10 protein-coding genes and 1 tRNA gene are annotated in these 13311 nt (G+C 60.9%); 2 read left to right on the plus strand and 9 right to left on the minus strand.

What is annotated here, in order from left to right:
- Window positions 1–3: 3 nt before the first annotated feature.
- The 7 genes from KVQ82_RS05815 to KVQ82_RS05845 form a co-directional block, all read right to left on the minus strand.
- Window positions 4–1251 (minus strand): S-type pyocin domain-containing protein, encoded by a 1248-nt coding sequence (locus KVQ82_RS05815; RefSeq protein WP_222018392.1) that lies wholly within the window; start codon window positions 1249–1251, stop codon window positions 4–6.
- Between the two features lie 322 nt (window positions 1252–1573).
- Window positions 1574–1650: transfer RNA gene (locus KVQ82_RS05820), tRNA-Met, on the minus strand.
- 86 nt (window positions 1651–1736) lie between these two features.
- Window positions 1737–3191 carry an amidase gene (locus KVQ82_RS05825; protein WP_222018393.1) on the minus strand — a complete coding sequence of 485 codons (1455 nt, stop codon included), beginning with the start codon at window positions 3189–3191 and terminating at the stop codon, window positions 1737–1739.
- 61 nt (window positions 3192–3252) lie between these two features.
- Window positions 3253–4299, minus strand: a complete 1047-nt coding sequence (locus KVQ82_RS05830; RefSeq protein WP_222018395.1) for an extracellular solute-binding protein — start codon at window positions 4297–4299, stop codon at window positions 3253–3255.
- 27 nt (window positions 4300–4326) lie between these two features.
- Entirely contained in the window at window positions 4327–5133 is an 807-nt protein-coding gene (locus KVQ82_RS05835) for an ABC transporter permease (protein ID WP_041072499.1), read from the minus strand.
- Window positions 5133–6053, minus strand: a complete 921-nt coding sequence (locus KVQ82_RS05840; protein ID WP_222018397.1) for an ABC transporter permease — start codon at window positions 6051–6053, stop codon at window positions 5133–5135. Before KVQ82_RS05840 ends, KVQ82_RS05835 begins: the two co-directional genes overlap by 1 nt.
- Window positions 6054–6068: 15 nt before the next feature.
- On the minus strand, window positions 6069–7187 hold the full coding sequence (locus KVQ82_RS05845; protein WP_222018398.1) for an ABC transporter ATP-binding protein: 1119 nt from the start codon (window positions 7185–7187) through the stop codon (window positions 6069–6071).
- A 227-nt stretch (window positions 7188–7414) separates the two neighbouring features.
- Between KVQ82_RS05845 and KVQ82_RS05850 the strand changes: the two genes are divergently transcribed.
- Window positions 7415–8317, plus strand: coding sequence for a LysR substrate-binding domain-containing protein (locus KVQ82_RS05850; protein WP_222018399.1), 903 nt, complete (start codon window positions 7415–7417; stop codon window positions 8315–8317).
- Here KVQ82_RS05850 and KVQ82_RS05855 read toward each other — a convergent pair.
- Window positions 8310–10367, minus strand: a complete 2058-nt coding sequence (locus KVQ82_RS05855) for a methyl-accepting chemotaxis protein (RefSeq protein WP_222018400.1) — start codon at window positions 10365–10367, stop codon at window positions 8310–8312. The genes KVQ82_RS05850 and KVQ82_RS05855 overlap by 8 nt on opposite strands.
- Window positions 10368–10800: 433 nt before the next feature.
- Between KVQ82_RS05855 and KVQ82_RS05860 the strand changes: the two genes are divergently transcribed.
- Window positions 10801–12018, plus strand: a complete 1218-nt coding sequence (locus tag KVQ82_RS05860) for an MFS transporter (RefSeq protein ID WP_041072489.1) — start codon at window positions 10801–10803, stop codon at window positions 12016–12018.
- 183 nt (window positions 12019–12201) lie between these two features.
- Here KVQ82_RS05860 and ychF read toward each other — a convergent pair whose 3' ends face one another.
- Window positions 12202–13302, minus strand: coding sequence for a redox-regulated ATPase YchF (gene ychF, locus KVQ82_RS05865; protein ID WP_041072487.1), 1101 nt, complete (start codon window positions 13300–13302; stop codon window positions 12202–12204).
- Between the last annotated feature and the right edge of the window lie 9 nt (window positions 13303–13311).

Consider the following 13311-nt stretch of genomic DNA (forward strand, 5'->3'; position numbering starts at 1 on the left):
TCACTACTTTTTGTGCTGGCTGATGTGATTTCTAGGGGTGTTGATGCGGAGGTTGTCTATGTCGTACACAGCGCCGCCGTCTACGATCCGCTCGACGTGGTGTATTTCGAATACGCCTCGTGTGCCAACGGCCTCTCTATCTCGAACGGCGGGAGCATTGCCTGACACTAAACGATCTTGGGCATCCACATTGAACTGATTAAACAGGGCTGGATCATCCCGCACGGCCTGCCAGAATGCTTTCCGAAATGCATCGAAGCTTGAAAACTCCTTCCCCCTGAGCCTATCCGCAATCCGTGTCGGAATCGGCGCACCGATCCCCGTTCCCGCTCCAGCAAGCCATATCCCCGAAACATCCTCCCCCACCCCCGTCACCGTCCCCGGCATCAGCCTGGCCGGCCTCGAAAACACTACATAAAGCGACTTCAGCCCGGTGTCCGCCGGGAACACCAGAATACAATCCTCGGCGGTAATGTCTTCGCCGGGCGGGCCTTCTATCTGGGTATCAGTGTTCTCAGGAATCGGGTGGACAAGGATCGTGTTCAGTTGCTCGCGGTGTTCCGGATAAACCAGCGGCGGCATTGAACCGAGTGGCCCGCGTTGCGGCGTCCATACAATCGTGATGCCGTTGAGCCTGGCCTCCATCGCCGTCTTGTCGCTGTTCCACTCGACGTTGACGGTACGGACCGAGTCATCGCCCGAAGCGCCGGCGTGGATGCCGTAAACCTGCATGACGCCTTGGGCATCGCGCCGAAACTGGAAGCGCACGCGAGTGCTGGCGCGGCTCATGCGGCGTAGTTGTTCGTCGGTGTGCAATGTGCCGTCGCCCATGCGGGTCGGCAGCATCCCGAGGATGAATACGCTGGCCGCGCCGCCTGCGCCACGGATGGCCCAGTTGAGGCGTTGTTGCAGAATTCCGCCGCCGGCCATGCGCCCCAAAGCCAGGTCGGCGCCGAGCGCGGTCGCTACCGCGGTGCTGGCTGAGGGAAAGAGCATGGCCCCCGCGACCATGATCTTGCCGAAATTGGCGGCGGGCTCTGGCGCAGTGCCGGCGTCCGTTCGACACCAGTTATCCGGCGTGCAGGACTTGGCGAACACCTGGTCTTCGCGGGGCTTGGGCGTTGGCCATTCATCCTTTTCGATGTACACCGGCTCCGGCGGGGGAGGCGGATTCCAAGCGGCCCATGAGCCGGTCCTTCTCGGACGTTTCCAAAGCCAATCTTCATCGAAGAGAGATTTGAATCGAGCCATGCCAACTCCCTGTACGGCTTTGAAACGAGCCAGGGGAGCTTGTCGGTCAACGGGGAATTCGGGCAAACCGATGGGGTGGGGTTCAGGCGCGAGGTTTTACGAAAAATCCAATTCGTACACCGCGCGCACCTTTTTCCTGCAGTGCTTTCCCGGTTTGTTGACGTGCCATTAACCTTGGTCAGGGCCAATCAGGAATTATGGGGCAGCTGGATGGAGAGGGGCTGCTTTGCAGCCATCGGGGATGAATCCCCTCGCCACGGGAGGGTGGTTTTTTCGAGGCATAAAAAAACGGCCTACCTTTCGGTAAGCCGTTTTTAGTACTTGGTGGCTACACAGGGACTTGAACCCCGGACCCCAGCATTATGAATGCTATGCTCTAACCAACTGAGCTATGTAGCCAAGTGGCGCGCATTATTCCCCTGAAATGGAAAAGCGTCAAGCGTAAATTTAAAAAATTTTTCTACGCTTTCAACCGTTTATCAAAATTACTGGCTCAGCAGGGGCGAAGGGCAGCGTTCGAACCAGCGGCTGGCCTGTTCATAGGCGTGCGCCAGTTGCAGAACCGCGAAGTCGGCCTGGTGCCGGCCGATGATCTGCAGCCCCATCGGCAACCCCTGCGCATTGAAGCCGGCCTGAACGCTCGCCACCGGGCAACCCGACAGCGTGCCGGGGATGACTACCTCCATCCAGCGGTGATACGTGTCCATGCTCACGCCCTCGATAGACGTCGGCCAAGGCTGGGTTTTATCGAACGGGAAGACCTGTGCACTGGGCAGCAGCAGGTAATCGTAGCGTTCGAACAACCGGGAAATCGCCCGATACCAATCGCTGCGCACCACCGACGCGGCGAACACTTCGCTCGCCGAAAGCTTCAGACCGTTTTCCACTTCCCAGCAGGCTTCCGGTTTCAGCAGCTCGCGCTTCTGTGGATCAGCATAAGTTGCGCCCAGCGACCCCGCGACCATCCAGTGCCGCAACGTCCGCCAACTGCTCCACAACCGCTCAGGCGCGAACCCCGGCTGAACGGATTGAACGTGGCAGCCAAGGCTTTCAAAGTCGGCAAAGGTCTTCTCGCACAGCGACAGAACGCCGTTTTCCATCGGCAGATAACCGTTGAAGTCTCCCAGCCAGCCCAATCGCGTGCCCTTGAAATCACGCTCCAGCGGCGCGGCAAAGACCTCTCCGGATTCAGCGTTGGACAACGGCGCCCGGGCATCGCCCCCAGCCTGCACCGACAGCAGCAACGCCGCATCGCGCACGCTGCGGGCCATCGGTCCTTCATAGCCAAGTTGATCGAAAAACAGATCGGCACTGTCATCAAACGGCACGCGGCCCTGAGACGGGCGGAAACCAAAGATATTGTTGAACGCCGCCGGGTTGCGCAGCGAACCCATCATGTCGCTGCCATCGGCCACCGGCACCAGATGCATCGCCAGCGCCGCTGCTGCGCCGCCGCTGCTGCCACCGGCGGTTTTGCTCGGGTCATAAGCGCAGCCGGTAGCACCGAACAGCGTGTTATAGCTTTGCGAACCGAGGCCGAATTCCGGGGTGTTGGTCTTGCCGATGATGATCGCGCCGGCAGCCTTGATCCGCTCGACCATAATGCCGTCGCGCTCGGGAATAAAGTCCTTGAACAACGGTGAGCCGAGCGTGGTGCGGATGCCTTGGGTCAGCGACAGATCCTTGATCGCGTGGGGCAGGCCGTGCATCCAGCCACGGTATTCACCGCGCGCCAGTTCGGCGTCGCGCGCATCGGCCTGGGCCAGCAGAACATCCGGTGCCTGCAGGCTGATCAGCGCGTTGACCTGCGGGTTGAAGCGTTCGATATGGGCAAGATAAGTCTGCATCACTTCGCGGCAGGACACTTGGCGCAGGCGGATGCGTTCGGCGAGCTCATGGGCCTGCAGCAGGACCAGTTCGCTGATGTTATTGGAGTTCATGACAACGGCGCCTTTCAGACGGCTGAAGAAACGCCCCGGCGTCATGCCGAGGCGGCAGGAATCAACGCATCAGGTTGGTCCAGAGACGGTCAGCGAGGCGGATCGCGCTTTCACCGCAAGTCTTGCTGAACACCACGTGAGTGCCCTCGGGAATGTGCAATTCCGGCGCGTCCTTGAGCGCCGCATCGAGGAACGGTTCGACGCCTTTGATCGGGCTCTGGTGCTTGAGGAAGTTCTGGGTCATCGCCGCGTTTTCCGGCTGGCTGAGGAAGGCGATGAACGCCTTGGCATTCGCCGGGTTCTTGCTGCCGGTGGGGATGACCATGTTGTCGACCCAGGCCAGTACGCCTTCTTTCGGGTACAGGTATTTCAGGCTCGGTTTCATCTCGCGGGCGCGCATCGATGAGCCGCCCCAGAACATCGACATGTCGATTTCACCCGAGGCGAGGTTCTCGCGGATCGAGCCGGCCTTAGAGCTGTAAGTCTTTACGAACGGCTTCTGCGCCTTGAGCAGCGTTAGCACCTGTTGCATCTGTTTCGGGTCTTCACTGCACAGCGGAACATTCAGATAGAGGCTGGCCATGTCGACCATCTCGCTGGTCGAGTCGAACATGTTGATCCGTCCCTGCAACTCGGCTGGCGGCTCGTACAACACCTTGTAGCTGTCAGTCGGGCCTTTGTAGCGCGCGGTGTCGAGGACTACGCTGGTGGTGCCCCAGATGAATGGCACCGAGTACGCGCCCTCCGGGTCCCAACTTGGTTTTTTCAGGTTATCCACAACGCTGGCGTAGTACGGCTCCTTGACCGGATCGAAGCGCTCCAACAGGTTTTCCTTGATCAGGATCGGGATGAACTGGTGCGAAGGAATCGCCACGTCGTAACCGGCGCCACCCTGTTTCAGTTTGGCCAGCAGGGTCTCGTTGGAGTCGTAGGAATCGACGGTGACTTCGATACCGGTCTGCTTCTGGAACTTGGCGAGAATCTCCGGCGAGAAGTAGCCGCTCCAGCTCACCACATTGAGTTTTTCCGCGGCCTGAACGCTGCCGGTCATCGCCAGCGGCGCAGTCAGGAACAACGCAGTGCCGACGCTTTTTATCCACTTGCTCATGCTATTTCCCCACAGTTCTTGGAAGGTTCAGGCGTTCTTTTTGCCCAGCAGGTAAGAGAGGCTCACAAACAGCACCGAGACGCCGAGGATCAGGGTCGACACGGCGTTGACGTCGGGTGTCACGCCCATGCGCAACAGGCCGAAGATGAAGATCGGCAGCGTTGTCGTACCGGCCTGGGCGACCATCATCGAGATCACGAAGTTATCCAGCGAGACGATGAAGGCCAGCATCAGCCCGGAGAAAATTCCCGGCATCAGCAGCGGCAAGGTCACCTTGCGGAAGGTCCGCCACGGGCCGGCATACAGGTCGGCCGAGGCTTGTTCCAGCGACAGGTCCATGTCGTTGAGGCGAGCGCGAATCGGCAGGTAGGCGAACGGAATGCAGAACACCGTATGGGCGATGATCAGGTTGCCGTAGCCCAGCGACAGGCCAATGGTCGAGAACAGTGCAAGCGTCGCCACACCGACGACGATTTCCGGCAGCACCAGCGGCAACATGATCGCGCCCATCGACAGTTGCAGGCCCTTGAACTTCGCTCCGCGTGAGGTGCCGAGGGCGGCGAGGGTGGCAATCGCCGTGGCGATCATGCTCGCACAGACCGCGATCAACAGGCTGTTGCCAGCGGCCTGACGCAAGGCTTGATTGGCGAACGCGGCGCGATACCAGTCGAGGCTGAAGCCGGTCCACACCGTCGCGGACTGGTTGGCGTTGAACGAGAACACCACCAGCACCACGATCGGCGCGTACAGGTACAGATAGAACAGCAAGCTGAAGCCGCCGAAACCGGGAAAGTCCTGCACGCCCAGCCCTTTGCGTTTGAATAGCGCGAGCATCACGCACCTCCTTTGGCGATGCGCTGGCGCTCGGCGCGCAGGGCATACACGGTCAAGACCAGCATCACGGCGGCCATCAGCACCAGCGACAGCGCGGCGCCGAACGGCCAGTTACGTGCATCGCTGAACTGCCGGAAAATCAGGTTGCCGAGCATCATTCGCGTGCCGCCGCCGAGCAGTTCCGGGGCGATCATCGCGCCCAGGCATGGCACGAACGTGAGGATGGCGCCGGCGAGAATTCCCGGTTTGGCGATCGGCAATACCACTTTGCGCAAGGTGCGCACGCGGCCGGCGTACAGATCCTGAGCCGCTTCGAGCAAGCGAATATCCATCTTTTCCAACGTGGCGTAGATCGGCAGCACCACGAACGGCGCGTAGGTATAAACCAGCCCCAGCAGCACCGCGCCGTCGGTGTACAACAGCTGCAACGGTTCATGGATGACGCCCATGCCCAGCAGACTGTTGTTGATCACGCCGGTGTTGCGCAGCAGCAGAATCCACGCGTAGGTGCGGATCAGCAGGTTGGCCCAGAACGGCACGGTGATCAGGAAGATCAGCAGGCCACGCCGATGTGCCGGTTGCATTGCCAGCCACACCGCGACCGGGAAGCCGATCAACAGCGTGATGAGTGTGGTCAGCCCGGCAATGCCGACCGAACGCAGGGCGATGATCAGGTAGGAGTCGGCGAACGCCAGGCTGTCGTCCATCTGCCGTTCGAACAGCAACGAGGTATAAGCATCGCTGCTGAAGACTTTGTTGACCCCGCCGTAGGGGTTGGCTTCCATCAGCGAATAGCCGATGACGATCAGGATCGGCACCAGCAGAAACAGGCCAATGGCGACCAGCGCCGGGCTGACTCCGAGAAAGCTCTGGAAAGCCTTGCGGCGTTCCAGCGTGTTGGCAATCGGTAAGGTGTGCATGGCAACTCCTCGGGCTCAATCGTGCAGGACGCTGGCGCTTCCCCGGTCGAACAGCAGACCGGCCTGAGAGCCGACGGCAAAGCGCAGGCTCTGGTCGACGCAGTTGGGCGTGCGCACGGTGAGGCGCGAACCGTCGCTGAGGCTGACCTGATATTGCAGATCGGTGCCGAGGTAGATCTGCGCTTCGATCCGGCACGGCAGCGCGGCCTCGGTCGCGGCAGGCACCAGATGCAGGCGCTCGGGGCGCACAGATAACGTCACGCTGGCGCCGACCGTCACATCGCTGCACGCTTGCGCCGGCAGCGGATGCCCGGCCGGCCCGGCGAACCAGGCCATGCCGGCCTCGATCTTCGTCACCGTGCCCTGGATGAAATTGGTCTCGCCGATGAAGTCGGCGACGAAGCGATTGCGCGGGCGTTCGTAGATATCTTCCGGACGGCCGACCTGCTGCACTTCGCCCTCGGACAACACGGCGATGCGGTCTGACATGGTCAGCGCTTCTTCCTGGTCGTGGGTGACGAAGATGAAGGTGATGCCGGTCTTGGCCTGAATGGTTTTCAGCTCTTCGCGCATGGCCTGGCGTAGCTTCAGATCGAGCGCGGAAAGGGGTTCGTCGAGCAGCAGCACTTTGGGGTGTGGCGCCAGTGCGCGGGCGAGGGCGACACGTTGTTGCTGGCCGCCGGACAGCTGCGCAGGTTTGCGCTGGGCGAAGCGTTCCATCTGCACCAGCGCGAGCATCTCGCGTATGCGCTCGGTGATTTGCGCCTTGTTCAGCACCTTGCCCATCGGCTGCGATTCAAGCCCGAAGGCCAGGTTCTCCGCGATGGTCATGTGCGGGAACAGCGCGTAATGCTGGAACACCGTGTTGACCGGGCGCTGGAACGGCGGGCGATCAGCGATGTTTTCGCCGTACAGCAGGATCTCGCCTTCGGTAGGAAACTCGAAGCCGGCGATCATCCGCAGCAGGGTGGTCTTGCCGCAGCCGGAAGGGCCGAGCAGGGTGAAGAATTCGTTGTCGCGGATGTCCAGGTCGATGTTTTTCAACGCCACCGGACCGGTGTCCGGATCACCGTAAACCTTGCGCACCGAGCGGATCGACACCGCCAGCGTTTGCAGCGAATGCAGGGCATTCATGCGTTACCTCCGATTCCCCCATCGCCTGCGATTGCGCTGCGAATCAGCGAAGTCGTCGGGCCATGGATATTATTTTTCTGGGCAGGATCGAGATTGCGTACGGGGTGAAACCAGCTGTTTTATTGTTCTGCTGTGGCTCGATTATCAGCCAGTGCTTGCGTGAGGCGACACTTCAATTTAAACATGGCAGCTGTTAGTTAATTTAACAGCCAAAGGTGCCAGGAATCATGCCCGACCACCGTTTGCCGCCGCTCAACGCGGTGCGTGCATTTGATGCCGCCGCGCGCCTGGGCAGCTACGTCGAAGCCTCGAAAGCCCTGCACGTGACCCAACCGGCGATTGGTCGGCATGTGAAGTTGCTGGAGGGCTGGCTGGGCATTCAGCTGTTCGAACGCACCTCGCGCGGGGTCAATTTGACGCCGGCGGGTGAGAAGTACCACCGCAAGATCAGCGCGGCGTTGCAGTTGATCATTGAAGCCGGCAAGGAGGCGCGACCGAAAGATGCCGAGCGCTGGTTGCGGATCATGGTGGTGCCGGGGTTTGCCAAGCGCTGGTTGATGCCAAGGATCGAAACCCTGCGGCATCTGCGACCGGGATTGAAACTGGCGATCGAGCCAAACTCGACCTTCACCGAAGTCGACGGCAAAAGTGCCGATCTGGGCATCGTCTACGGCCTCGACGGGCAGTACGCCGACTCCCGTGCAGCATTGATCTGCCCGCGCGTATTTCCGATCTGCACCCCGCAATACCTCGCCAGCATCGAGCCTGTGATCGGCCCGGCGGATCTGGTTCGCCATGAACTGATCCACGTCGATGACGGCGAGTGGTGGAACCTGTGGTTCGCTGCCCATGACCTGGATATTCACCTCAATTCCGACATGCTCTACGTCAACAACGATCACGCGCTGTCGGTGGCCGAGAGCGGGCAGGGCATTGCCTTGGCCAATGAAGTGCTGGTTCGCGAGGAGCTCAAGTCCGGCAAACTGGTGCGCGCGGTGGACGCGCAGGTGAAGCTGGAAAGCTACCGGGTCCTCACGCCGTCCGCCGAACTGCCGGCGGATGTGGCGTGGTTTATCCAGTGGCTGAAGACCGAGCTGGAAGCGGACTTCCCCGAAGCGCGGATCAGCTGAGGCGGAAGCGTGCGGTGTTGTCGCTCAGAGCCTTGCTGCCCTGACTCAGGGTATCCGCCGCGAGATTCACTGCGCGGGCACCTTCAAGCAGACGCACCGCGGCCTGATCGACCTGCTGGATATTGCCGCTGACTTCATCGGCGGTGCTCGCCTGTTCTTCCACGGCGGTGGCGATCTGCGCCAGGGTGTCAGTGACACTCTGTACCGCGCTGGCGATTTCGCCGAGACGTTCACCAAGACCGGTCACGGCGTCGGCATCCGATTGCGCCTGGCCACAGGCGGCTTCCATCAGGCTCACCGCCTCGTTGACCGTGGCGCGCAGGCTGTCGACCGTGCCGGCGATTTGCGCGGTCGATGACTGGGTACGTTGCGACAGGCTGCGCACTTCATCGGCGACCACGGCAAAGCCGCGTCCCTGTTCGCCGGCGCGTGCGGCCTCAATGGCGGCGTTGAGCGCGAGCAAGTTGGTCTGCTCGGCGACGCCACGAATGGTGTCGACCACCAGTTGAATCTGCTGCCCTTGCTCGCTGACACGACCGAGTGCCGCTGCGGTGTCGTTCAGCCGTTGGTTGAGTTGCTGAATGCTCGCCGTGGTGCGCTGGCTGTCGCGGCTGCTGTCGGCAGCGATGCGCCGGGTCTGTTGGGCGCTGCTGGAGGCCTGTTCGCAACTCTGCGCCACACCTTGCGAAGTGGCGGCCAGTTGCGTCGCAGCGGCGGCGATCTGGCTGATCTGTAACTGCTGCGCTTCGACTTCGCTCAGCGCGCCGCTGGAGTGATCGTTGAGGCTGTGCACCGCGTGGCTCAGTTGCGAGGTTTCGTGATCGACCCCGAGCATGCTGGCGCGCAGTTGCACCACCGCGACGTTGAGCGCGGTGCTGATCGCCGCCAGCTCATCGCGGCCCACCACCGGCACTTGCAGGCTGAGATTGCCGTCACGCAGGGCCTCGGCCAGAAGAGTAATGCCGCTGGCGCTGCGCCGGATCGAGGCTTGCAGGCAGACGAACAGGTACAACGCCGCCAGCAACAGGCAACCGAACACCGCGGCGACCACGATGAACTGGCGAATCGCCGAAGCGTGGTAGGCGTCCAGGCGCTGATCCAGCGACAACAGTGATTGCTGGCGCAATGAGGCGAGATCGCCCAACAGTGTATCGAGGCTGCGTTCAAAGTCTTCCGGTTTGAGTGTAATGCTGCCGCCAAACACGCCGTCATCCAGCACCTTCAGCCCGGCATCAAGGCGCTTGAGGCTGTCGTGATACTGACCGGCCCAGATGTGCAGATCGCTCGGCAGACGCGCTTCGAGCAGGCCTGCGGTTTTGACAAGTTGCTCGCGGGCGTCGCCGATGCGGCCACGCAGATCGCGCAGTTGCAAGCGACTCTGCAAAGTGAATTGTCCCGAGACCACCGAAGCCTGGCCGACGGCGGCGAGGCGGCCCACGCGCTCGATCAGATCCGGTGCGTGCTGTGTGGAGATCTGCGTCAGCAGATAGGTTTCCAGCCATGGCGCCAGCGTCAGGCGGTTGTCCATGACGATTTGCTCGCGCAAGGCTTGCAGGGCGCTGAGGGCGTTGGTGAAACGATCGTAACCGTCCGGCCACCAACCGACGCTGCTCAGGCTTTTCGAGTCCAGACCACCGAGCGCGGTTTGCAGGGCTTGATAGCGGGCGAGGGTTTCGCCTTCGGCGCCTTCCTTGTTCAGCGCGTTGCTCAGATCGCTGGTGGCTTGCTGGAGGGCCGGTTGCACGGCGTCAAATGCAGCCATGGCGGCGAGGGTGGCCGGGGTCGGCTGGCGATTGGTTTCGGTGGCGCGCCAACGGGCGGCGCGGTCACGCTGGGCGGCGAGCAGGTTGTCCAGGGCATCGAGGCTGAGCAACTGGCGCACGCCGGCACGCTCACCGGCAATCAGATTGAGTTTGTTGCGATAGTCCTGACCAATCATCAACAGGCTGCCGGCCAACGGCAGAATGAACAGCAGAAACAACAGCTGGAATTTACGCGCGAAGCCAAACCGCCCCAGCAATTTGATCCCCGGTGAAAGGAAAGCCTGCATGCCCCATGACTCCTCTGGACACCACGCACCAATGGCGTGCATCGCGGTCGTGCGACCTCGATGTTGTGCCCTGCTAAAAGGCCTCGAAAGTTCACTCTCGCCCGCTCGGTAGGCCGGCTCTGTAGCGAAACTTCCCATTCTCGGCGACCTTTGTAAGGCCGCCGCGTTCGAGGGGAGAAGCAAGGCAAGATTCAGACCATGGCGTTGAGCTATCACCCTTTCCACCTGTAGGAGCTGCCGCAGGCTGCGATCTTTTGATCTTGCCCTTTAAAAACAGAATCAAAAGATCGCAGCCTGCGGCAGCTCCTACAGGGATTGATGAGTCATCGAACTGGACGTTAGTTAGCTGGCTAAGGGGATGGCGCTGGTGCACCGAAAAATGGCACATTGGCGCACCTGCCCGCGTGCACCCATCTGCTGTACGGAAACTTCCATGGCTATCAGCAACGCTCAGACCGCCGCTGCCTCGGCATCCTCTCCTTCCCAAAGCAGCCCGTTGGTGATGCGTATCATCGGCGCGGTGGCGCTGGCGCATTTGATCAACGACCTGATCCAGTCAGTGCTGCCGTCGATCTATCCGATGCTCAAAGCCAACTATGGCTTGAGCTTCACTCAGGTCGGGCTGATCACGCTGACCTTCCAGTTGACCGCATCGCTGCTGCAGCCGTGGGTCGGTTATCACACTGACCGCCATCCGAAACCGTGGCTGTTGCCGGCGGGCTCGATCTGCACGCTGATCGGCATCGTGATGATGTCGGTGGTCGGCAGTTTTCCATTGATTCTGCTGGCGGCGGCATTGATCGGTATCGGTTCCTCGACCTTTCATCCCGAAGCCTCGCGAATTGCCCGGCTGGCCTCGGGTGGACGCTTTGGTCTGGCGCAATCGACCTTTCAGGTCGGCGGTAACGCAGGCTCTGCATTCGGCCCGTTGCTGGCGGCGGCGATCATCATTCCGTTCGGTCAGGGCAACGTGGCGTGGTTCGGTCTGTTCGCGGTGTTTGCGCTGTTCGTGCTGTACCGCATCAGTCGCTGGTACGCCCATCACTTGAACCTGTTCAAGCTCAAGGCCGGACAGGCGGCGACTCACGGGCTGTCGAAGGGCAGGGTGATCAGTGCGCTGGTGGTGCTCGGCTTGCTGGTGTTTTCCAAGTATTTCTACATGGCCAGCCTCACCAGCTATTTCACCTTCTACCTGATCGAGAAGTTCGACCTGTCGGTGGCCAGTTCGCAGTTGCACCTGTTCCTGTTTCTCGGTGCGGTGGCGGCGGGGACGTTCTTCGGCGGGCCGATTGGCGACAAGATCGGGCGTAAGGCGGTGATCTGGTTTTCGATTCTCGGCGTGGCACCGTTCACCTTGCTGATGCCGCACGTCGATCTGTTCTGGACCTCTGTCCTCAGTGTGGTGATCGGCTTCATCCTCGCCTCGGCGTTCTCGGCGATTGTGGTGTACGCGCAAGAGCTGGTGCCGGGTAATGTCGGGATGATTGCCGGGGTGTTCTTCGGCTTGATGTTCGGTTTTGGCGGGATCGGTGCGGCGTTGCTCGGGCATCTGGCGGATGTGCACGGGATTGAGTACGTGTATTTCCTGTGCTCGTTTTTGCCGTTGTTTGGCGTGCTGGCGATCTTCTTGCCACGCACTAAAAAGGCCTGACTCCACATCACTTCCAACTGTGGGAACGAGCCTGCTCGCGAATGCGGTGTGGTATTCACACAGGTGTGACTGACACTCCCTTTTCGCGAGCAGGCTCGCTCCCACAGGGGAAATATGTTCAGCAGTAAATTTCAGGCACAAAAAAGCCGCGTATCAAACGCGGCTTTTTCTTGGACGTAACGCTTACACGTTAAAGCGGAAGTGCATCACGTCACCGTCCTTGACGATGTAGTCCTTGCCTTCCAGGCGCCATTTACCGGCTTCCTTGGCACCGGCTTCGCCCTTGTACTGGATGAAGTCGTTGTAGGCGATGACTTCGGCGCGGATGAAGCCTTTCTCGAAGTCGGTGTGGATCACGCCAGCGGCTTGTGGTGCGGTGGCACCGACGCGGACGGTCCAGGCGCGGACTTCTTCGACGCCGGCGGTGAAGTAGGTCTGCAGGTGCAGCATTTCGTAGCCGGCGCGGATCACGCGGTTCAGGCCAGGCTCTTCCAGGCCCAGGGCCTCGAGGAACATGTCCTTCTCTTCGCCGTCTTCGAGCTCGGCGATTTCCGCTTCGATCTTGTTGCACACCGGAACCACCATGGCGCCTTCTTCTTCGGCGATGGCCTTGACCACGTCCAGGTGCGGGTTGTTCTCGAAACCGTCTTCAGCGACGTTGGCGATGTACATGACCGGTTTGGTGGTCAGCAGGTGGAAGCCCTTGATGATCGCCTTCTCGTCGGCGCTCATGTTCTTCATCAGGCTGCGCGCAGGCTTGCCTTCGGTGAAGTGAGGGATCAATTGCTCCAGCAGGGCTTTCTGAGCCACTGCGTCCTTGTCACCACCCTTGGCATTGCGCGCGACTTTCTGCAGTTGCTTCTCGCAGCTGTCGAGGTCGGCGAAGATCAGTTCCAGGTCGATGATTTCGATGTCGCGCTTCGGGTTGACGCTGTTGGACACGTGGATCACGTTGTCGTCTTCGAAGCAGCGCACCACGTGAGCGATGGCGTCGGTTTCACGGATGTTGGCCAGGAACTTGTTGCCCAGACCTTCACCTTTCGAGGCGCCGGCCACCAGGCCTGCGATGTCGACGAATTCCATGGTGGTCGGCAGGATGCGTTTCGGATTGACGATGGCCGCCAGAGCGTCCAGACGCGGATCCGGCATCGGCACGATGCCGCTGTTCGGCTCGATGGTGCAGAAGGGGAAGTTCTCGGCCGCGATCCCGGATTTGGTCAGGGCGTTGAACAGGGTGGACTTGCCGACGTTAGGCAGGCCGACGATGCCGCAATTGAATCCCATGGTGTTTCC

Origin of the sequence: Pseudomonas sp. AO-1 (assembly GCF_019775695.1) — a bacterium.
GTDB lineage: Bacteria > Pseudomonadota > Gammaproteobacteria > Pseudomonadales > Pseudomonadaceae > Aquipseudomonas > Aquipseudomonas parakoreensis.